The 22,325-nt window shown below is 41.8% G+C and carries 18 protein-coding genes; 15 read left to right on the forward strand and 3 right to left on the reverse strand.

Going from position 1 to position 22,325, the window contains the following annotated elements; genetic code table 11:
* Window positions 1–346 precede the first annotated feature (346 nt).
* From VK664_RS00325 to VK664_RS00350, 6 genes are read left to right on the forward strand one after another with little or no spacing between them, the layout of a single operon-like run.
* On the forward strand, window positions 347–3,487 hold the full coding sequence (locus tag VK664_RS00325) for a SusC/RagA family TonB-linked outer membrane protein (protein WP_461396592.1): 3,141 nt from the start codon (window positions 347–349) through the stop codon (window positions 3,485–3,487).
* Between the two features lie 10 nt (window positions 3,488–3,497).
* A complete protein-coding gene (locus tag VK664_RS00330) occupies window positions 3,498–5,216 on the forward strand; it encodes a RagB/SusD family nutrient uptake outer membrane protein (RefSeq protein WP_461396593.1) in 1,719 nt (572 codons plus the stop codon).
* The gene (locus tag VK664_RS00335) at window positions 5,216–6,889 is read left to right on the forward strand and encodes a glycoside hydrolase family 32 protein (RefSeq protein WP_461396594.1); all 1,674 of its coding nucleotides are present in this window, start codon (window positions 5,216–5,218) and stop codon (window positions 6,887–6,889) included. The genes VK664_RS00330 and VK664_RS00335 overlap by 1 nt, the downstream gene beginning before the upstream one ends.
* A gap of 32 nt (window positions 6,890–6,921) precedes the next feature.
* A complete protein-coding gene (locus tag VK664_RS00340; protein ID WP_461396595.1) occupies window positions 6,922–8,562 on the forward strand; it encodes a GH32 C-terminal domain-containing protein in 1,641 nt (546 codons plus the stop codon).
* Window positions 8,563–8,588: 26 nt separating this feature from the next.
* A complete protein-coding gene (locus VK664_RS00345) occupies window positions 8,589–9,974 on the forward strand; it encodes a sugar porter family MFS transporter (protein ID WP_461396596.1) in 1,386 nt (461 codons plus the stop codon).
* A 34-nt stretch (window positions 9,975–10,008) separates the two neighbouring features.
* A complete protein-coding gene (locus VK664_RS00350; RefSeq protein WP_461396597.1) occupies window positions 10,009–11,682 on the forward strand; it encodes a glycoside hydrolase family 32 protein in 1,674 nt (557 codons plus the stop codon).
* A 109-nt stretch (window positions 11,683–11,791) separates the two neighbouring features.
* Here VK664_RS00350 and VK664_RS00355 read toward each other — a convergent pair whose 3' ends face one another.
* Window positions 11,792–12,253: an HAD domain-containing protein gene (locus tag VK664_RS00355; RefSeq protein WP_461396598.1), complete on the reverse strand. Its 462-nt coding sequence runs from the start codon at window positions 12,251–12,253 to the stop codon at window positions 11,792–11,794.
* A 25-nt stretch (window positions 12,254–12,278) separates the two neighbouring features.
* On the opposite strand from VK664_RS00355, the gene VK664_RS00360 reads away from it, so the two are divergent.
* Both VK664_RS00360 and VK664_RS00365 read left to right on the forward strand, forming a co-directional pair.
* Window positions 12,279–12,827, forward strand: coding sequence for a DUF4142 domain-containing protein (locus VK664_RS00360; protein WP_461396599.1), 549 nt, complete (start codon window positions 12,279–12,281; stop codon window positions 12,825–12,827).
* Window positions 12,824–13,192: a cupredoxin domain-containing protein gene (locus VK664_RS00365; RefSeq protein WP_461396600.1), complete on the forward strand. Its 369-nt coding sequence runs from the start codon at window positions 12,824–12,826 to the stop codon at window positions 13,190–13,192. Before VK664_RS00360 ends, VK664_RS00365 begins: the two co-directional genes overlap by 4 nt.
* Window positions 13,193–13,261: 69 nt before the next feature.
* On the opposite strand, the gene VK664_RS00370 is transcribed toward VK664_RS00365, so the two are convergent.
* A complete protein-coding gene (locus tag VK664_RS00370) occupies window positions 13,262–16,117 on the reverse strand; it encodes a T9SS type B sorting domain-containing protein (protein WP_461396601.1) in 2,856 nt (951 codons plus the stop codon).
* 340 nt (window positions 16,118–16,457) lie between these two features.
* On the opposite strand from VK664_RS00370, the gene VK664_RS00375 reads away from it, so the two are divergent.
* The gene (locus tag VK664_RS00375) at window positions 16,458–17,651 is read left to right on the forward strand and encodes a hypothetical protein (RefSeq protein ID WP_461396602.1); all 1,194 of its coding nucleotides are present in this window, start codon (window positions 16,458–16,460) and stop codon (window positions 17,649–17,651) included.
* 164 nt (window positions 17,652–17,815) lie between these two features.
* Here the strand turns inward: VK664_RS00375 and VK664_RS00380 are convergent, their stop codons facing one another.
* On the reverse strand, window positions 17,816–18,229 hold the full coding sequence (locus VK664_RS00380) for a hypothetical protein (RefSeq protein ID WP_461396603.1): 414 nt from the start codon (window positions 18,227–18,229) through the stop codon (window positions 17,816–17,818).
* 204 nt (window positions 18,230–18,433) lie between these two features.
* Here VK664_RS00380 and VK664_RS00385 point away from each other — a divergent pair, with 204 nt between their 5' ends.
* The 6 genes from VK664_RS00385 (at window position 18,434) to VK664_RS00410 (ending at window position 22,213) form a co-directional block, all read left to right on the forward strand.
* On the forward strand, window positions 18,434–18,973 hold the full coding sequence (locus VK664_RS00385) for a sulfatase-like hydrolase/transferase (protein ID WP_461396604.1): 540 nt from the start codon (window positions 18,434–18,436) through the stop codon (window positions 18,971–18,973).
* Window positions 18,892–19,923 carry a sulfatase-like hydrolase/transferase gene (locus tag VK664_RS00390; RefSeq protein WP_461396605.1) on the forward strand — a complete coding sequence of 344 codons (1,032 nt, stop codon included), beginning with the start codon at window positions 18,892–18,894 and terminating at the stop codon, window positions 19,921–19,923. Before VK664_RS00385 ends, VK664_RS00390 begins: the two co-directional genes overlap by 82 nt.
* A 471-nt stretch (window positions 19,924–20,394) precedes the next feature.
* The gene (locus VK664_RS00395; RefSeq protein ID WP_461396606.1) at window positions 20,395–20,601 is read left to right on the forward strand and encodes a hypothetical protein; all 207 of its coding nucleotides are present in this window, start codon (window positions 20,395–20,397) and stop codon (window positions 20,599–20,601) included.
* Window positions 20,602–20,603: 2 nt separating this feature from the next.
* A complete protein-coding gene (locus tag VK664_RS00400; RefSeq protein ID WP_461396607.1) occupies window positions 20,604–21,620 on the forward strand; it encodes a type II toxin-antitoxin system antitoxin SocA domain-containing protein in 1,017 nt (338 codons plus the stop codon).
* A gap of 50 nt (window positions 21,621–21,670) precedes the next feature.
* Entirely contained in the window at window positions 21,671–21,997 is a 327-nt protein-coding gene (locus VK664_RS00405; protein ID WP_461396608.1) for a WDGH domain-containing protein, read from the forward strand.
* A gap of 39 nt (window positions 21,998–22,036) precedes the next feature.
* Window positions 22,037–22,213 carry a hypothetical protein gene (locus VK664_RS00410; protein WP_461396609.1) on the forward strand — a complete coding sequence of 59 codons (177 nt, stop codon included), beginning with the start codon at window positions 22,037–22,039 and terminating at the stop codon, window positions 22,211–22,213.
* The last annotated feature ends 112 nt before the right edge of the window (window positions 22,214–22,325 follow it).

Below are 22,325 nucleotides of genomic sequence, written 5' to 3' on the forward strand. Positions count from 1 at the left end.
CAAATTCGAAAGGCCTGGAAGATTGATATCTTTATCGTTGAGGCAATGCTCTGATTTTTAACTGAATAACAAATCATCCCGATTTTGAAATCTAATGTTTCAAAATCGAAAGCTGTTTTTATATACTGCGGGTATATTGCTTTCTGAAACTCGCCAAATGAATTATCAAAACAGATTGCTAAGCAGTATTCCTCCCTGAACAAACGGGATCTCCTGATTAATTTTTCATGCAATAACATCTCCCTTTATTGCCTCAATCACTTAATATATATGCCATATGTATTCAACACCTGTTTATGAGCCTGGCGTCTCCCTACGCTCCTTTCCAATAAAATTCACCAGGATCTTGACGCTATTTATTGCATCACTGATCACGTCTCTTAGTCTTTTTGCAAATAATGACAATGGAATGTTTCGCGATGCAGACAAAAACTTCTTATCACTTCCCATTACAATCAAAGGCCAGGTACTTGGTAACGATGGTGCACCTCTTGCAGAGGCCACTGTTACGGAAAAGGGTACAAGCAATGCAGTCAGAACCGATGCGAAAGGAAATTTTATAATTGAAGCCGAACCGACTGCCGTGCTGGTAATTTCGTATATCGGATTTGAATCAATTGAGATAGCCGTTAATAACAGAACGGAATTATCAGTTAAAATGAACGTAGCTATTTCTACCGGGGAAGAAGTGGTAGTTGTTGGTTATGGTTCGCAAAAAAAGGCAAGCCTTACGGGATCGGTCTATGTGGTTAAGATGAGTGATATAAAGGACCAGGCTGTTGGTTCCCGTAATATTGTTCGGGCGATGGATAACCGGGTGCCGGGTATTACCACTAACTACAACGGTGATCCAAATGCTGCTGCCAGTATCTTAATCCGCGGACGTGGATCGCTGAACAGCAGTACTGCTCCATTAATAATCATTGATGGTGTGCCTACCAATCGTGGTCTGAATGAGATTCCCGTCAACGATATCGAATCAGTACAGGTGCTTAAAGATGCGTCTTCCGCCACCATTTATGGCTCGAGGGCGGCGAACGGCGTATTTATCATTACCACAAAGTCTGCAAAGAAAGGCCCTAAACTTGAAATCAACTCCTCAGTTACCGCAGGCTTCCTGCCAAAAAATTCCATTCCCCTGATGAACACAGAGGAGTATGGCAGAGCGCAATGGCTTGCAGCCAGGAATGATAAAGTTGATCCCAATTACGGACTGTATAGCTATACTGATCACCAGGATGCTAATGGTAGCTGGGTACTGGACAAGATTATGTGGCCCGAGTTTCTTGATCCGGCTCAAACAATGCGCGCAGCCAATACAGATTGGCAAAAAGAGATTTCAAGAACAGCTCTTTCGCAAAACCATAACATTACGTTATCTAACGGTGGAGAAAACGGGAGCGTACTCCTTTCTTTCGATTACCTCAATAGTGTTGGCACTACCAAATACAATGATTGGGACAAACTTAACCTGCGTATTAATTCAAATTATCGATTCTTCAACGGTCGTTTAAAGATCGGCGAGAATTTCTCAGTAACTAAAATGAGATATACCGGTGGTTCCTGGCTGGCGAACACGGCTAATATCCAGTCGATCGTACCGGTGAGAACAGTTGATGGGATTGGTTGGGGTGGACCTGTGATGGGTATGAGCGATCGGAACAATCCATTGTTAGACATCATGCGCAACAGGCAAAATCATTCAGATGATATTCGATTGCTTGGCTCTGTATTCGCGGATATTGAGATCATGAAAAATCTTCATTTTCGTTCAACATTCGGAGCTGATTATGTTGGTAGTTGGGCGAGAAATATGAACCTGACATACCAGGCAGGTTTCATGCAGGAGACGGTCGCTAAAGTGAATAACAATGCGAGCTATGGTGGCAGCTGGACCTGGAACAATGTTGTCAACTACGATCTGAGCCTGGGCAACAATAATTTTCAGTTCATGATCGGGCAGGAAGCGACTGAAGCCAGCGGGGAAAACCTCTATGGTGCAAGAGACGGCTTTGCGAGCGAGGATCCTGACTATATGTACCTGGATGTAGGCGAAGGTAATGTGCGCAATGGCGGACTTGCATGGGACAATGCGCAAAACTCATACTTTGGGCGTATCAATTACGACTATGATAACAAGTATCTGCTTACCGGGATTTTAAGGCACGACGGATCCTCGAGATTCGGTGCCAACTACAGGTATGCAACTTTTCCTTCGATCTCTGCAGGTTGGGTGATCTCTGAAGAAAAATTCATGAAATCAATTACCTGGTTATCTACTTTGAAATTCAGGTATGGCTGGGGAAAGACCGGCAACCAGGAGATAGATAACTATGCATCGTATGAAATGTACCAGGCACATTATGGGGATGATGACTGGCCATATAACAACGGTACTGCTTATGATATCTATGGAAATGATGAAGGAAACCTCCCATCCGGTTACCGCCGGTTGCAACTTGGTAATCCAAACCTTAAGTGGGAAGCAACAACGCAACAAAACTTTGGTATGGACTTCGCGTTTCTCGACAGGAGATTGTCAGGTTCAGTCGACTATTATATCAAGACTACTTCCGATATCCTTGTTCGTCCTCCAACCCTTAGTGTAACCGGTAGTGGCGCTTCTTCATGGATCAATGGAGCCTCTATGAAGAATCGTGGAATTGAAGCTGTTGTTTCATACAATGACAAAGTAGGTGACCTTGGATACACGATTACTGCAAACGCCTATAGGAACAGGAACGAATTTACGAATATAGTTCCCGAAGCCGTAGGAGCTTATCCGGGTAACGGTCGCGATCAGACGATACTTGGGAAACCTTTGAATTCACTATACGGTTATGTAGCACAAGGCATTTTTCAGAACCAGGCGGAAGTAGATGCTGCTGCGGTTCAGCCTGGCAAAGGTGTTGGTCGTTTACGTTACCAGGATGTAAGCGGACCTGGAGGCAAACCGGATGGTAAAATTGATGCTGACGACCGTACATGGATAGGCGTCGATGATCCAAAAGTTGCACTTGGTCTCAACATTCAACTCACCTGGAAAGCATTTGATTTTTCAATGTTCTGGGGTTCAGAAATTGGCAGAATGGTGGGCAGTACAACAAAAAGTTATACTCATTTCTTTGGCTTCTTTGGCGGACAGAACTATGGTAAGGAAGTGTTGAACAGCTGGTCACCAACAAACACATCTTCGGGTATTCCGGCTATTACAAAGGCTGATCTTAACAATGAAAATCGTTTTTCTACCTACTTTGTTGAAAACACATCTTATGTAAAATTGCAGAATCTTAGTATAGGATATACACTGCCTTCAGCAATCGGAAAAAGATTGTTGATGAACCGGGCGCGCATATTTATACAGGGTGATAATTTATGGACCATCGCTCTGCCAGGTAATACTTTCACCGGCTTCGATCCAAAAAGTCCTGATGTCAATTTTGCTCTCCCAACTTCAGTAACATTTGGTCTTAATGTCATCTTCTAAACTTACTATCATGAAACGTATTCATATATTAGTCTATTTATTTGCTATATCAGTCGTTGTATCGTGTGGGAAAGAATTCCTGGACAAGGCCCCTAAAGGGATTGTTACTGAAGAGTTACTTGCAACACCGGAAAATGCAGAAAAAATGGTGATTGCCGCCTATGCAGCACAAGGCAATGAAAGATATTATCTTCATCCATTGACCCCATGGCCGTATGGGGATCTGAGAGGCGGTGATGCATATAAAGGTGGCGCCGGAGTGGGTGATCTTCCTGAATGGAACACTGCGGAAACCTTTGTCAATATGACAACAGATGAAGGAGGTGTTGCTGGAAAATGGGCAATAGAGTATCAGTGTATTTCCCGCGCTAACCAGGCTTTGGCGATACTTAATGCAGTCGATTTTCCGCAGAAAAACGCACGTATTGGTGAAATGAAATTTCTTCGTGCGAACAACTATTTCTGGCTGAAGGTTAATTTCCGTTATGTTCCTTTTATAGATGAGAATGTACCGGTAAACGAATACAACAAGGTTAGCAACGACCTTTCCGATGAACAACTTTGGGGTAAGATTATTGAAGATCTTGAATTTGCAGCGGCAAATCTTCCTGAAACAAATAATGATGAGGGAGTAGGTCGACCAACCCGGTATTCAGCGAAGGCTTATCTCGCAAAAGTATTATTATATGCTGCATACGAACAGAACGAGTCCAACCAGGTGGTTAACATCAATAATACCAAACTTAACCAGGTAGTTACGTTATGCGACGAAGTATTGACCGGTTCAGGTAAGAACCTGTTTACTGACTTTGCGAGTAACTTTTCCTGTGAATCACAGAACGGCCAGGAGTCGCTTTGGGCAATTCAATTTTCACATAACGATGGTACGCCAACCGGCCGGATCAATGGTACTAACGAGGTCGTATACCCGATGACACCCGAGTATGGATGCTGTGGTTTTCATACCCCATCTCAAAACCTCGTGAATGCATTCAAAACGGTAAATGGCGTACCCGATTTTGACAATTACAATAACACTAATATTACGGGCGCTGCCAATATCAAAAGCTTTACAATTGATCCAAGATTATTGCATACAGTGGCTATGGATGGCTTGCCTTATAAATATAAAACAGACTTTGTGTTTAATGGTCTTACCTGGCCCCGTCAACCTGAATCATACGGCTCTTTCATGTCAATGAAAGAAACGGTGCCATTTGATAGTGAATGTTATCAGCCCGTGAACCCATGGAAAAGTGATTCGAAGAATCGCGATGTATTGCGTATAGATGATGTGATACTTTTTAAAGCTGAAGCCCTGATCCAGCTCAATCGGCAAAACGAAGCGCTGACCCTGATCAATGCGATACGGGCAAGGGCTGCACAGAGTACCGCCCGGCTCGTAGATAAGAATGCTCAACCAACAGGCAACTTCGACATAAAGCCCTATATAAACGGTGTAAACATCAACTGGACTAAAGAAAATGCCTGGAAGGCACTGAAATGGGAAAGGCGTTTGGAAATGGCCTGTGAAGGTTTCAGGGCTTATGATCTGATGCGTTGGGGCATCATGGCTGAAGAGATGAATGCTTACCTGGCGGTGGAAAAAAATCGTCGGCCTCACCTTGCTAATGCAATATTTACTAAAGGACGCGATGAGTATCTGCCTATACCCAAAAGCCAGATTGACCTCAGCCAAAATCTTTATAAACAAAATCACGGATACTGATGAAGTTAAAAAGTTTATACCTGGCATTGATTGTATCAATGCCAGGGTTACTGTACAGCCAGGTTGCCCAGACTGTTTCACATGATGCGCTGCCAGATAACAAGCCGGTTCCTAAAACTGTGCTGGAAACGACAAGGCTGTTTCGGGAAAGATTGCTGGCAGATCCTTTCAGGCCAGGTTATCATTTCGTGGTACCCGAAGACGTAGCTGTTCCGGGCGACCCTAATGGAGCCTTTTATCATAACGGGAGGTATCACCTGATGTACCTGTACAAGAGGGAAGGGAGTGGATTTTCATGGGGACATATTTCCAGTAAAGATTTGCTGCACTGGCGTCATCATCCGGATGCGCTGGTTCCCGGCAATGGTGACGACGGAGTGTTCAGTGGTGGAGCCTTCGTTGACAAAAATGGCAAGGTTACACTTACTTACTGGGAATTCATAAATCAAAGCGAAACCAACAAGGTAAACTTCGCCGAAAGAAAAACGGGAATCAGCATTGCTCAAAGTTCAGATGAACATTATGACCAATGGGTAAAAAGTGCCGCCAATCCTGTGATTCGTTCTACTGATTGGGGCATAACAGAAACAACGGATAAAAAAGGAAACCCGGTTATATATGGTTCGGCAGATCCATCCAATATATGGATGAAAGACGGGAAATATTATATGCTTACCGGCAACTTATTGGTGCTAAATAAATATGGCCGAAAACCTGATTCCAAACCGGAAATGCAGGGCGATCATGCCTATCTTTTTGAATCAAGTGACCTTGAAAACTGGACTTACCTGCATGAATTTTATAAGTCAGACCGTAAATGGACCGACAAAAGTGAAGACAATATGTGTGCGAGTTTTATGCCGTTGCCATCAGGTGCAGATGGGGGCAAATTCAGTGGTAAACATTTGTTACTTTTTATAAGTCATAACAAAGGCTGTCAGTACTATGTGGGCTCTTATAAAAATGATAAATTTTTGCCCGACAATCATGGTCGTATGACCTGGAAAGACAACGCCTATTTTGCGCCCGAAGCGCTTATTGACAGTAATGGACGCCAGATCATGTGGTCCTGGGTTTTTGATGACAGGCCCGATAGTCTGAAAGCTTACTATGGCTATACCGGTGTTTATGGACTACCTCGTAGTTTATGGCTTGGCAAAGATGGTAAGTTAAGAATGGCTCCTGTTAAAGAACTCAAAGCGCTGCGGCAGAATCAAAGAATAAGAAGATCGATAGTTGTGAAAGATGGGTCAGAATTTTCTTTGGATGGCTTTGGCAATGAGATGCTGGAGCTGGAAATAACGATTCAACCAGGCGCTGCAAACCAGGTTGGCGTCAGGATCGGTTGCTCTGATGATGGCCGCGAAGGAACATCGCTTTATTATGACGCGGCGCAAAAGCAACTGGTTTGTGATGCCACAAAATCAAGTATAAATATGGGAAGGAGAGATATTGAATCTGCGCCATTGGAGGTTCTCAAAGGAGAACAATTGGTGCTGAGGGTTTTTGTTGACAAAGGCATCGTTGAAGTGTTTGCGAACGACAAGCAGGCAATTGGCAGAAGCATCTATCCAAAATTGGGTGGGCTTGGTGTTAAGTTATTTGCAAACGGCGGTGATGCAAGGATCATATCAGTTAAAGCCTGGGAAATGATGCCGACCAACCCCTATTGACTACAACAATTCAGACATAGTAAACTTGTATTATGAAAATGAAAAAAACTTTGATGCTGGCCATAGGCCTTAGCGCAATGCAATTGCAAGCACAGAATCCTGCCCGGGAGTTTACTATCACAAAAAGATATTTGAATTTTCCGGTAACTAACGCCGAACCCAGGCACCAGCTCATAATAAAAGAAAATGGACGCGATTTGCGTGCCTTCAATATACGTGTGACTCAAAACACACCTGATTATTGGGTAGGTGCTGATATGAAAGACTTCCTGGGAAAAACGATATCGATATCATATCCCCTGGATGCGGCAGGATTGAAAGACGTTTATCAATCAGATGTTTTACCTGGCGCTGATAGTTTGTACCACGAAACGAACAGGCCGCAGTTTCATTTCACCACAAAGATCGGCTGGAATAACGATCCCAATGGTATGGTGTATTACAAAGGTGAGTACCACTTGTTTTACCAGCATAATCCGTACGAAATTAATTGGGAAAATATGCATTGGGGTCACGCTGTCAGTAAAGATCTTTTGCATTGGGAAGAACTTGGGGATGCGCTGTATCCGGACAGTCTTGGTGCTATGTTCTCGGGCTCAGCGGTCGTAGACTTCAATAATACCGCCGGCTTTCAGAAAGGCAATGAAAAAACGCTTGTAGCACTGTATACCGCGCATAAAGACGGTGCGGAAGTTCAGTGTCTCGCTTACAGTAATGATGCAGGTCGCAACTGGATTAAATACGACAAGAACCCTGTTATCAACAGTACTGCAAAATGGAAATCTGGTAATACCAGGGATCCTAAGGTGTTCTGGCATGAGCCATCTAAAAAATGGGTGATGGCTCTATTTGAAAAAGATGGTCACTCGTTTTATAATTCAGACGATTTGAAAAAATGGACCTTCCTTAGCCATCTTGGGGGGTTCTGGGAATGCCCCGAAATTTTCGGGTTGCCTGTTGACGGGGATAAGAAACAAATGAAATGGGTGCTTTATGGCATGTCTGGCACCTACATGATTGGCAACTTTGATGGTCGAAGCTTTAAGCCTGAAACCGAAAAACTTAAATATTATGAAGGTCCGCAAATGGCACCTCAAACCTTTAACAATATCCCGGTGTCTGATGGCAGAAGAATTCAGATTGGTTGGGGTTCAATTGTCCAAAAAGGTATGCCATTCAACCAGATGATGATGTTTCCCACTGAGCTAACGCTTAAGAACACGCGAAGTGGTGTGCGATTGTTTTCACAACCAATACGCGAGCTGCAGCAACTTCATAAAAAATCACATCTATGGACGAACCTTAATGCAAGCACTGCAAATGCTGCAGTAAAAAACGTTGAGGGCGATTTGTTTCATATCAAAATGAAAGTTCAAATTACTGACGGCACAGTGTTCGATATTAAATACCAGGGAAATCAGCTGGCTCATTATGATATGAATCATAACAAGCTTAACGGAACTTTTTATCCCGGCGAGAACATTGAGAAACTAACCTTCGAACTTGAAATCCTTGTCGACAGGACTTCTTTGGAAGTATTTGCTGATGGGGGCAAGTTCAGTATTGTGCGACCGAAGGAAGCGCCAAAAAACAATGAAGGTTTTCAATTCGGTGGCAATATCAGTATTCATTCACTTGAGATTTATGAGTTGAACTCGACCTGGAAAAAATAAGACTCGAAAAAAATTAATTTACAATTATGGCAATAAAAGATTTGCGTGTTTTCGGATGGTCGATCATCCTGGCTCTCGGTGGTTTTCTTTTTGGATTTGATACGGCAGTAATTTCAGGTGTTGAAAAATCTATTCAGCAACTGTTTAATCTTTCGCCTTTTTGGCACGGACTCACTATATCTTCCGCATTGATTGGAACAGTTGTAGGGGCGTTGGTGGCTGGTAAACCTACGGATAAATATGGTCGTAAGCCTATACTGTTTATCATCGCAATCCTATTTGCTCTCTCAGCTCTCGGCAGTGCATTTTCTGAGAATGTGATATCATTTGTCATATATCGTTTTATAGGAGGTATCGGTGTCGGCGCCTCTTCGGTTGTGGCACCTATGTATATTTCCGAAATTGCACCTGCAAGGGTGCGAGGACGTATGACTGCACTCTTTCAGTTTAACGTGATTTTCGGCATTTTGATAGCCTATATTTCCAACTATCTCCTGAGTAACTTTGGTGATAGCTCCTGGAGATGGATGTTAGGCGTGATGGCGATCCCATCTGTTCTCTATTTCTTCCTGCTTTTCCTGGTACCGGAAAGTCCACGTTTCCTTGTCAAGGTGGGTAAGATTGACCAGGCGAGAAAAGTTTTTGAGAAGCTCAAAGCTGAAGATATCGGTTCTGAGATGGATAATATTAGCTCGAGCCTTGTTCAGAAAAAAGAACAATTGTTTTCGGGGCGATATAACAAGCCAATTTCAATCGCATTTCTTGTGGCAATGTTTAACCAGTTTTCAGGTATCAATGCCTTATTATATTATGCACCGCGCATATTCGAACTCACTGGTCTCTCAGCAGCAGATTCAATGTTTCAGCCCGTGTTAATCGGTATCACAAATGGGTTGTTCACAATTCTGGGTCTCTTCATCATTGATCGGGTCGGACGAAAAAAACTATTGATTGTTGGCTCAGTGGGAATGTCAGTATGCCTTGGGCTGGTTGCACGTTCATTTTATCTCGAAGATTTTGCAGGTTATGAGCTTTTGTTTTTCCTTGTAGGATATATTATGTTTTTTGCGTTTTCTACCGGGGCTGTGATCTGGGTGTTAATATCCGAAGTGTTTCCCAACAATGTACGTGGCCAGGGACAGTCATTGGGAAGTTTCACTCATTGGTTGTTTGCCGCGATCATTACTTTTTTATTCCCCGTGGTAGCGGGGGAATATAAGTTTGGAAGCGGTCATGCCTTTGCATTCTTTGCAATAATGATGGTTGTGCAGGCGGTTGTAGTCTGGAAGTATTTTCCTGAAACCAAGGGGAAAACGCTGGAAGAACTTGGCATTGAACTTTCGAAGGCAGAAATCACAGATCATGGTTTTTTGAAAACCGACATAAACCCATCCGCCCGGGCGAAGCCCTGATTTATCTTTCCTTTATTTTATAAATATCATTGACATGTTAAATAAAAGAGTTTTGAATGATGTTCATCATTTGGTTTTGAACTCAGTCATTCGTTTTGGTACAGTTGGTTTTAATATGGCAGCAGGAGGCTTTAGCAACCTTCGCTTTGGTTATGTTATGGTTCTGATTTGTTGTAGCATGGCAATAATGGCGCAGCCTTCGGGAAAACAAATCGAAGATATGATAGACGAGTCAAGAGAACTGCGTGCATTAATGCAGGCGGATCCTCATCGTCCTATCTATCATTTTGTAAATCCCGAAGGTCATGCCATGCCATTTGATCCAAATGGGGCAATTTATTGGAACGGCAAATACCACCTTGGTTACATTTATCAGTCACGTAAACGTGGGAAATCTGAACATGTATGGGGACATGCGGTGAGTACTGATTTGTTACATTGGTCATTATATCCCGATATGCTGAATGTGCAGGATGGTGATATTGAAAAAGGTATTTTTAGTGGAGGCGCTTTTTTATCGAAAGACAGCGTGCCCCATATAATGTACCATGGCGAAGGCTCATCTTCTAATCTTGTGGCTTTCTCAACTGACCCTGACCTTAAAGTATGGAAGAAGTTTGATGGGAATCCGGTTCTTAAAACAGAAACTGTTGGCAATCCACGTGATCCCAAAGGCGGCAAGTATACTGCCTGGGATCCCGAAGGTTGGTATGATAAAAAGTCAGGCAACTATTACCAGATATCAGGCGGCAATGTCGCGGGATTTTTCAAATCGAAAGATATGTACAAATGGGAATATTTGGGAGATCTGATTGATCCGAAAAATACCATGCGTGATGCTACTGAGGATTTATCATGCCCGGACATGTTTACTATCGGAGGTAAATCAGTATTATTATTTATCAGTCATAATATCGGCACACAATATTATATCGGCGATTTCGCCAATGATAAATTTTCCGTGCAGAAACATGGTCGGATGAACTGGCCTGGCGGAACATTCTTTGCACCGGAGCAGTTGGTTGATAATAAGGGCAGGAATATAATCTGGGGTTGGGTGTTGGAACGTAAGCCAAAACATCTTAAAAATTTTGGGTGGTCTGGTATCATGAGTTTGCCTCGTGTGTTAACCTTGTCGAAACAAAATGATATGCTGATCAATCCACCTGCAGAAGTCAAATCATTGCGAACAACCAGTGTTAAGGAGACAATAAAACAAGTTACAGGAGGGAAGGAAAATTTCATAAAATCAGCAGGCACCTCAGTGGAAATAGAATTGGAACTGGCAGGATCTGCAAAGTCTGCTTATGGTGTGAAAGTTTTTTGTTCTCCGGACGGGCGCGAAGAGACTGTGATTCGTTACGACCCTGTGGCTAAGGAGTTGATCATTGATTTTGAAAAGTCTGCTGTTTCTGGCCCAGTGAAAATGCCATCACATGTAATTACAGAACCCACATTACCCGGATTTCCTCCAACTGTATCTCAGCAAAGGGCGCCTTTCGAACTGAAAGCCGGCGAAACTTTAAAGCTTAATATTTTCCTGGACCGGTCGATTATTGAAGTGTTTGCTAATGGCAGACAAGTTATAACCCAGGTTGTATATCCGGAATTGACATCAAGCAATCAAATAAAGCTTTTCAGCGAGAAGGATTTGTTGACTGTAAAGAAGTTGCAGGTTTGGCAAATGGCTGAAACCAATGCTTATTGATGGTAAGCAGACCCTGGATTAAAAAGGCTGACCTTCACTTATTGTATACTTGTGACTTCCAGGCTGGGGGACACCGTTGCGTGAATATCCAGGGTTTCTATTTGAAAATTTATGGAACTAGTTCTTCGGTCAAACCAATCATTGGACTTGTACTCACTAGCTTCTGCTTCAAAGCTGCAGGCAGATCGAATAAGGACTTATCATCATCGATAATCATGATTGCCTCATTGTTGCTCACTTTATGTTCGGTAAGCCAACTCAAAATTTCTTCCATCCTGGATACATTTGAAGTATTGTCGTTCAATTTGTCCAGGTTCTGATGATCAATTCCACGATTGCGGAAAATCTGTATCCACTGTTGCCGACTGTAATTTCCTTTATGGGAAGTAGTCAATAATATTTTTACGTTTTGATTCTTACTCAGCACTTTCCTGATCGCATTCACAGCCCCTGTGCTAAATGCAGGAAACCCGTCGTCCAAAAAACACGGTGATCGCACAATTCCGAATTGCAGGTATTTTATCAAGTCCCGTATTTCCACTGAATATTTTGTAACCTTTTCGTAGTTCATTTACTCAATATTAAAAACACATAAAATGAAAAAGAAAAATTTAGCTGCAGGGGTTGCTCTTGCCTTTGGGGTAATCATGATGTTATTTTCTCTACCATCTTCTGCACAAAGCGGCACTAAACTTACTGACCCCGAAATAGCTTCTGCTGCTGTAGTAGCAAATCAAAATGATATAGATTTTGCGGCCATTGCAAAGGAGAAGTCGAAAAACGCTGAAGTGTTAAAGTTTGCAGAGACTATGGCAAAAGACCACAAAGCAGTAATTGATCAGGCTGTAGCATTGGTTACCAAATTGAAAGTAACACCAAAAGACAATGCAGTTAGTAAAAAAATGAAAGCTGATGCAGCTGAAACACAAAAGATGCTAAGGTCGCAAACTGCACAAGCTTTTGATAAAGCTTACATTGATAACGAAGTGGGCTACCATAAGGCAGTTATAGCTGCGGTGGAAACGGTACTTATACCCCAGGCCACTAATGATGAATTGAAAAAACTGCTGCAATCTGCGGTACCCATATTCCAGGCACATCTCGGGCATGCTCAAATGGTTCAGAAAACATTTGCTTCCAAATGAGACGGCAAAAAGGATTGTTGAATGGCATCTTCATGCTGCTTATATTCTATGGTGTTTTCAATTGCAGTTGCACAACACCAGAAGATCGGGCCAGGCAAATACAAAAGAAAACGGCGACCCAAACACATGTTATTTTAATACAGCAAAAGAAAATTGTGCCTGCAGAAATTACGGTGAATAAAGGTGACACTGTAACATGGATTAACAAGGATATAGTAGACCACAACATAACCGAAGAATTAAATAAACTTTGGACATCGGGCACCCTATCGGCGGAAAAATCGTGGAGCATGGTTGTAATGAAAAGTGCAGATTACTTCTGCACAATACATCCGGTTATGAAGGGCCGCCTCATTGTGAAATAAGGCCGCATCATTGTGAAATGAGGTAGAGATCTCGACAGAATAAAATCTTTTGGTGAATTTATTCTTCGACTACCGTATTAGCAAAATATTTCCTTTAGATCCGGATGTTTTACCACCTTCTAACTGGTAACTGCATTTCCATACGTAATTTCCTGTCTCGGCAGGTCTGCCTTTATAGAATCCATCCCAGGATTTTGATGGATCATTCGTTGAGAAGACTATCGCTCCATATCGGTTAAATAACGTGATTGAATAATGCAGAACCGGTCCATGAACCACTGCCCGGAACAAGTCGTTATGGCCATCACGGTTAGGGCTAAACGCGTTTGGAACAAATACCCCTTCCAGACAATCTTTTTCAATTACTCTTATAGTTTCCGTTGCGATACAGCCATTTTGATCACTGACAGTGAGTGAATAATTACCGGTTTTTGAGATAGTTGTCTTAGACGTATTGGCACCTGTTGACCAGTTAAAAGTTTGAAAATCATTTAATGCAGCAATCTCAAGCGTTCTGAACCGGCAAATACTATCGGTGGCTTTTAGAAAACCGGATGGAGGTGCAACCATATCTCTTATTATAAGAGTATCTGATGCCTTACAGTTATTTTGATCCGTTATGGAGACCCAATAAATTCCTGTTACCTGGATGGTTATATTCTGCTTTGTGCTACCATCCTGCCACATATATGAATTGAAATTCCCGGCATTTAATTGTATCGGTTGGTTAATACATATACTGCGATCATTTCCCAGGGTTAATACCGGGGTTTTGAATTTATGTACTAATAATGTATCCCTTGCATTACATCCGTTGATATCCTTTGCAGTTACAAAGTATCTGCCTGCAGCCGATACTTTTAATTCAGCGTTGCCGGAACCATCTGACCAACTATAAAGGGTATATCCTGTACCAGCCCTGAGTAGTATTGAATCCGTATAACATATTGATGTGTCGGCGCCGAGATTAACTTGTCGCGCATAGATAAGATTTATAGCGATCGTATCTTTTACCAGGCAATGTTCGGGGCTTAATGCATTTGCTATGATTGATGTTGGTGATGAAAGTATCGATATAGCTGTTGAACCTTTCCCGGCAACATAACCTGCAGCTTGCCAGTTATAATTTGTAAACGATGGTTCTGCTGAAATCATAAAGCTGTCATTGGCGCAGGTAGTCAAAGATGACACACTAAACAATGGCGGAATTGTTCTGACAATAATATTAATCTCATCGAGGAAACTTTCACCACATGAGTTTGCAACATAAACCTTGTATTTACCGGAATTCTTTACTATAAACGATCTGTCGGATGATCCATCCTGCCAAATATATTGTGCAAAGTTTCCACCAGCATCCAGTATTAATGAATCGCCCGGGCAGATGGTTGTATCTGCTCCCAGGTTTAGTGATGCAGGATCATTATCGATTTGAATGGCTATTGTGTCGGCATACCCGCCACATGCTGTTTTTATTGTGGCAATGACTGAGGTGAGGCCCGGTTTGATAAATTGAAAAACAGCCGTACCCGTTCCGCTACTTACAAGTTTCATGTATGCGGCATCGAAGGTCCAGGCAGGTTGGAGGGTACATCCCGGGTTGGTCGTAAACTGGATTGCGTAATCAGTTCCGGTTTTACAAATACGTCCCGGATCCGAAATGCTGATGGCATTGCAGGGTTCAACATTAATACATACATCCACATCGGGATAAAGAACAATAGTTGAAGGTGCTGCTTTCATCATTGGGGGCAGTAGCTTAGTTGCGCGTGATATTTTTGAATAGCCGATAGTGCCCCCGGTAATGGGAATATCGATAAAGGAACCGGCAAAGGGTTGAAAAGTACAAGTTCCAATTTCTCCCTGTAAGCCATATTTAGCCAGGTATGGGTTGTTTACCGAGGGTGCAGTCGTAGTTTTAAATCCCCCTGAATAAATATAGCCGGCAGGATCAATACCCAAACCCTTGATTTCATGTAGAGGGCCAATCGTATATGCGTTCATGAACTGTACTGACAGAGCTGTATCTAACTTGAGTAAAACTTCACTTGAGCTTTTAAAACTTATAACCATAAATCCGTTTCGTGAATCGACACCTAACGGAGTAGAGGAGTTGGTGAGATACTTCATTTTGACTGGCCTGGCAAGGCTGTCGAATATCCCGACCAGCAACCGGAAATCAGCTGTTAAAGCTGTGTAGAACACTTTTCCGTTATCATATTTAAGATACCTGTTGTGATCACGGTAGAACCGATTGCTGGGGAAACTATAAGATTTGATGATGTCGCCTGTGCTCTTATTATAAAGAAAAGAATAACGCAGTTCGCCTTCTGCAACCACGATGAGACCGGCTGGAGAAGCCGTAATATCAGCCCTCGCCAGTATAGGCCCGTCAATTTCATGTACACTGGTCCAGATTTCGTTGCCTGCATAATCCAGTTTAGAAATGACAACTTTGCCATTATCAGTCACATAACCAGGATACGTAGAAACCAAATACGCATTCTTATCCTCGTCAATATACACATCCGAAATGCTGTTGACTCCGTAGTACATATCATCCTTTCCCTTTATTGTCCGGGTCCAGACTATGTCGAGGTTTTCATCAACCAAAGTTTGTATGAAATTATTATCGGTGCCAACGAAGTCGACCAGCAGTATATGTTGGTCATCAACGGCTATGGTGTTAAAGCCACGTGAGAAATCAACTCCTTTGATGAAGTTTCCTTCGGCGTCCAGTAATTTCAATCCAGGAATGGATGCTAATGCGCCATTAGGTAATTTTTGATAACCGGTTGTATGCAGCAATTGCCGGTTATTACGGAGCAGGAAATACTTATGTACAAATTCGGATTCGAAGTCAGACTCATAGGTCTTGAAATATGAAATGAGGCAGTTGTTGGGAGTTACTGGAGTCTGCGACAAAGCGGTTGTGGAGATGCAAAAAATTACAGCAGATATAATACTGCAATAAAGCAATTTACGCCTCAACATCAGGATAGGTCAATTTGGTTTAGCGGGTATGAGATTGCATCCAAGATACAATGATATTGCTTATGTGTGCAATGATTTGGGGGATATTCTACATTAAAATATTACGAGAAAAATCGTCTATGACCTGCTCTAACCTTTAAATCCATAAACTTTGATAAATTTCAGATTATTAATCGTTTAAGTATATTGCGGGATTGAACAGCCTGAATTTCTGCCGCTGCCGCAACGCATCGACAGGTCTTTATGGTATAACCCCCTAAGCCAAAACCTAATGCACCGAAGTAAAACAACCGGGTCAATCACCGGTCTGCGCATCTCCTACAACTTAATGTCATACTTTTTCCAACTATTCATGCTTTTCACAATGTTAAGTTGTGGCAAAGATAATCTTGCTGATGAGGACAATCCTCCCGGTGGCAATCCCCCCGAAGGAACGCTCGCAAATTATAATGTGATAGATCTGCCAACCGTTAACCTGGATAAGCTTATAATCCCGAATTTGAAATCATTTTGGGTTACAAACCGGGGGCCGTACATCCAGGTCCAAAACACATCAGCACTTCGCTGGAGTGTTTATAAATATCATGGCAGTTTCGGAAGCCAATCCTGGTCTTCCTTTAATCCAAATTTTTCAGCTAGCTTTTTCCTGCCGACAAATTTCTCCAATGAGAAAGACAGGGAGTTTGCTATTACATGGTGTTCCACAGATTTGGACCCGGATAAGTATGGAAATTATTATTTGAATAATGGCTCGCCAACATTTGAATATGAAGTTCCAGGTGGATCAAGAGGACCGGAGAGGTTTCAAAAAGTTATTCCCTCAAGGAAAGGTTTAATGCGATCCTGGGCCATTTTTGGAGATGAAGTATGGCTTGAGTCGGTCGTTGCAAGCCCTAAAACTTTTGAACACATCGATGATGTTCCTGTGCCTGCCGGCGAATTTATTGACGCATTTTGTGCAGATCCTCAGGATGAAACTTCCTTATGGTGTGCTACGCAGACGCGGTTATTTGAGGTTGGGTCTGTTGGGATCGGTGCCGGAACAAAGCCAGGGATTCGAAGATCCTGGAACTTCAGCCAGATATCCACCTCAAACAGTATAACAGCCATTATTAAAGTTGGAACCTCCATTGTTATTCAGTTTGGTAAGGCAGTTTATCAACAGGATGGGAATTCTTTTAAAAAGATAGGGGAACTGAAAGTTACTGGTAATGCGACTGCCAATATCTGCACTAATGGCTCAACCATCTACGCTTCTGATGGAACCTATTACAGTTCCACCACTTCATCATGGGAGTCCTATATCGGTAATGGCGAAAACCTTAGTCAGGTAAATGCCAAACGTTACGCCGATTTACAAGGTTATTGTTCTGCAGATCTGCCAATAGGAGTTTTAAATGGATCAGTTAGTGGACCCGTATATTTGCTAAGTCCTACAAAACTTATAGAAATATTTCCAAAATGAAGATGACTACAGAGGAAAATATTATTTTTTTGAAAGCCTGATAAGATTGTGTATTTCAAAATGACCATACAATCGTCAATTAGGACAAAGTCTCAATTGAACCCGGGCTCCTGTTACAATGCGTAAAAACTGGAGCTAATTTATTATTGGACAGCTTTGGTGGCTTAATTGTTTGACCCCGAACTTTCAGCTATGGTTAAAAGGAAGCATTCTTTTCCATCCCGATCAACTCGTGTAAAGTGCCCGTGGATCGTTAATCCATCTGCTGTTTTTACAAAGTGTGCATTAATTTTCGATTCGGGGACAGATGCATCAACAACATATTTCAGCGATCCTAATGCTCTGTGATCTTTGTTATAGATAAATATCTTTATTGTAAAGCCATAGGCGGATGAGGTTCCGGGGAAATCACCCAAAAGAAATTGGGTCTTATTGACGCTGTCTTCAATCAATGCCATTTCATTTAATTCAACATATGTTAAATCTGGAAGCACTTGTTCACTTAACCACTCTTGTAACTCATCATCATTGATAACATATAGTTTGCCTAAATATTTTGAAACGACTTTTTTTGACATTCGAATCATTTTGGGTGTAAAGCTCGAAACGGGTTGGTGGGAGAAATATTGTGACTATTGCTAAAATTAGGCGAAGGATCAAAGGCTGGTAATAAGGAAGGCATATGAGTGGGGATTTTAAATCCAACCTGGACAATTTGCAACCGGCCACTCCCAACAATGTTTAATGTCGATGAAATTTAATGAATTGTTTAAATAATGCTTATGAAAACAGCAACCCGGTATTTGAGCTTGATTATACTTATTTCATTAACTGCTTTTTCGGTTGATAAGCTTAAAAAGAATGAGATAACTGTTGAAAAATCATCGGGGGTAAAAGGAGACCCAAACGTGATCATCATTTTTATGGATGATATGGGCTATGGGGATCCTGTATGTTATGGAGGCGGTCCTTACCAAACCCCTAACATCGATGCGCTGGCAGCCCAGGGAATAAGGTTTACAAACTTTTATGCGGCACAGGCTGTATGTACCGCATCGCGAAGTGCCTTGATGACGGGCTGTTATCCTACGCGCATTGGTATAAGCGGAGCGATAAATCACAGCTCAAAAATTGCTCTCAACCCGGAAGAGCAAACCATTGCCGAATTGCTGAAACTCAAAGGCTACAAAACAGCTATGGTCGGCAAATGGCACTGGGCCATAAAAAGCCTTTTCTGCCTTTGCAAAATGGTTTTGATGAGTTCTACGGTTTGCCTTATTCAAACGATATGTGGGCTTATGATTATAATGGGGAAAAAGTGAAGGACACTTCATCCCCGAAAGCAAAATACCCGCCGCTGCCTTTGATAGAAGGTAACAAAACCATAAAGATCTTAGAAAACTTTGAAGACCAGGATCAGCTGACAACAGATTACACCACACGTGCCGTTTCATTTATCAACAGGAATAAAAACAATCCTTTCTTTTTGTACCTGGCTCATTCTATGGTGCATGTACCATTGGGTGTTTCAGCCAGGTTTAAAGGGAAAAGCGGTGTTGGCTTGTTTGGAGATGTTATGGAAGAAGTGGACTGGTCGGTTGGTGAAGTGATCAAAGCATTAAAGACAAATAACCTGCTTAATAATACCATCGTGATTTTCACCAGTGATAACGGACCCTGGTTAACATTTGGAGACCATGCAGGCAATACAAGCGGTTTGCGTGAAGGCAAGGGATCTGCCTTTGAAGGCGGATTAAAAGTGCCTTGTATTATAAGCTGGCCGGGTAATACAAAGCCCGGAACTGTTTGCAACAAGCTGCTTACTACCATGGATGTATTGCCGACATTGGTCGATATCTGCGGTGCTAAATTGCCCGTTTCTAAAATTGATGGAGTTGATTTCAAACCCGTGTTGCTGGGCGACATGAATGCAAATCCCCGGGATGAGTTTGTATACTATTATGATAAGAATAATCTGAAGGCCATACGCAAAGGAAAATGGAAACTGATGTTTCCGCATAACTCGCAGACCTATGGGCCACCTGCTACCATCGGCGGCAATCGTTATCCAGGCAAACATGGCACTATGGAAGTTCCTTTATCGCTATTCGACCTTTCAACTGATCCCGGTGAAGACAGAGATCTGAAAGATAAATATCCTGATTTGGTGAAGCAACTCAGTGCCATCGCCGACAAGTACCGGCAAACCTTAGGAGATGGACTTACAAAAACCGAAGGCAACGAAGTAAGGGCAGCGGGAAAATTGAACTGAGCAGGAGTTATAACAATCCACTTTTTCTCTGCATCTTTTAATTCTTTTGTAAGTGGCTTTCCCTCAGTCGTATATTTTTTTTCTATTGCAGCGTTTTGAACCATTTTTACGTTTGACCGGTGATCTGCATAATCCCACAGGCTTCCACAGCACATTAAAAAAATAGCAGCCATTACAAAATAGTCATGACGGGTTCCATGCCTTACCATATTCAGACTACATGTCTATGATTCCACGAATTAGTGGTTCTTTTATGGTAAAAGCACATAAAAAGATAATATATTGTGGAAATATGGCAGAAAAAGTATAAATTTGCTGCCCCAATGGCGACCAAAGCACAGGTTGAACAATTCTTAAAAGAGCTGAAGGAAAAGATTAGGTTCTTTGGAGATCAGCTTTCGTCCACGGGCTAAAAATCTACAGGGATTAGCAGACCTGGATATTACGGCGACTAAACGGTTAGAATGTATAATGAACTTAAAAGAAGAAGATTATTATGCAGGACCTAAAAACGATTCCTACGATGCCAGTTTACCGGACTATTATGAGTTTGGAATTCAAATAAAGGGTGTTGAAGTTTACATTAAAATCAGCAAAGGCTTAGAAAATAAATCTGCTGATTGCATGTCATTTCACCCTGCAGAATTCCAGGTCACTTACCCACTCAAAAAAGCATGAACATGAAACAGAAAATCGAATGCCCATATTGCGACGGTATTGCAATCCTATATAAAGAAGCAAAAGAATTGACCTATAGAAAAGACGTATTTAAGATCGTTGCGCATTTTTACAAATGCGAGAAGTGTCAAGAGGAATTTACCACTACCGAGGCAGATACTATAAGTTTAACACAAGCCTATAATCAATACCGGGAAAAGAACAACATACCCTTTCCTGAAGAAATTGCCGCTATCCGACACAAGTATGATATACCTGCTTCAAAAATGAGTGAGGTACTTGGACTGGGTGCAAATGGATATAGCAACTATGAAAACGGAGAAATACCAACGCCAGCATATGGAAATTTAATAAGTGCTGTTTCGGAGCCACAAACGTTTTTAAACTTACTTGATAAAGCAAAAGAACACTTCTCAGAGAACGCTTTTAAGAAAGTTAGGGAAAGAGTAATGTATCTCATTCAAAGTGCCGATGAAAGCAAAGACATCTGTTCGATTTTGAATGTATATAATGTACCAAATAATTATACAGGATTTAGAAAACCAGAACCGGCTAAAATCGCAAACCTGGTTACTTATTATATCCAGCATTCGAAGCCCGATTTTAATGATAAGCTTAAATTAAATAAGCAATTATTCTTTACGGATTTTACGCACTATAAAAACCATGGAACATCAATTTGTGGCTTGAGCTATCGTGCTATAAAATATGGACCAGTTCCATCTAATTACGATAACATCTATGCATACTTAGAAAATGAACAACTTATCAGCTCACAGTTCCTGAAACTACCGAATGGTGGTGCCAGAGAGATTTTTGTTTCAGAAGCAGACTTTGATAAGAACCTTTTTACAGAAGAAGAAAAAGAAACTATAAACACAATTATTGAAAAGTTTGCAGACATTTCTACCTGGGATATCGTAGACTTAAGTCACGAAGAAAAAGCATGGAAGGAATTAGAAGCTAACAGAGAATTGATCGGGTACCAGGATTATGCATTTGAGTTGAAGGCTGTCTAACTTTATTCTGACTGTACATCTTTTTGTACATTGATATTTAAATATCCTTTATGAAAAAACAAGACATGCAGGAAATAGTTGATCATAAAAACGAACTAATTATTACTCTTTGTCAAATAATAAAAGCCTGCAACCTGACGGCTGATACTGGTGAAATATGGAAATCTATTAAAGACAGCAATGGCATCCCATTGGATCCTGGCTCGTTTTTAATGGGTATTGGCAAAGCTCAGGGAAGACAGATTAGGTATCTTGTCCCAGCAAATAGGTGGGACGATTGTTTCTTTGCTAAAGAACCAGGGCAGGCACCCACTTTCGATGACCATAAACCCGAAGACATACTTAACCGGTTAAACAACCTGTTATCAAGGATTTGATTATGTCAATACTGCAGGCATTGCGGTGAAAACATCAGGGTGAACGGACAACCCGGTAACAATGACATCGCGCATGGATTGAACAAGCTCGCTGGTGTATATCCTGATGTGGTGAAGCAACTCAGTACAATCGCCGACAAGTACCGGCAAGCCTTCGGAGATGGACTTACAAAAACCGAAGGCAGCGAAGTAAGAGCAGCGGGAAAGTTGAACTGAGCGGAAGTTAAACTCATCGCAACAACATCACCTCCGAACTTGTATCTGTTGCGAACATCAGATCCTGATTATAAATGCAAAACAGGCATCGTTCCAATCAACCTTTTTTTCT

The sequence above is a fragment of the Flavitalea sp. genome, assembly GCF_035489435.1.
Lineage (GTDB): Bacteria > Bacteroidota > Bacteroidia > Chitinophagales > Chitinophagaceae > DATHKG01.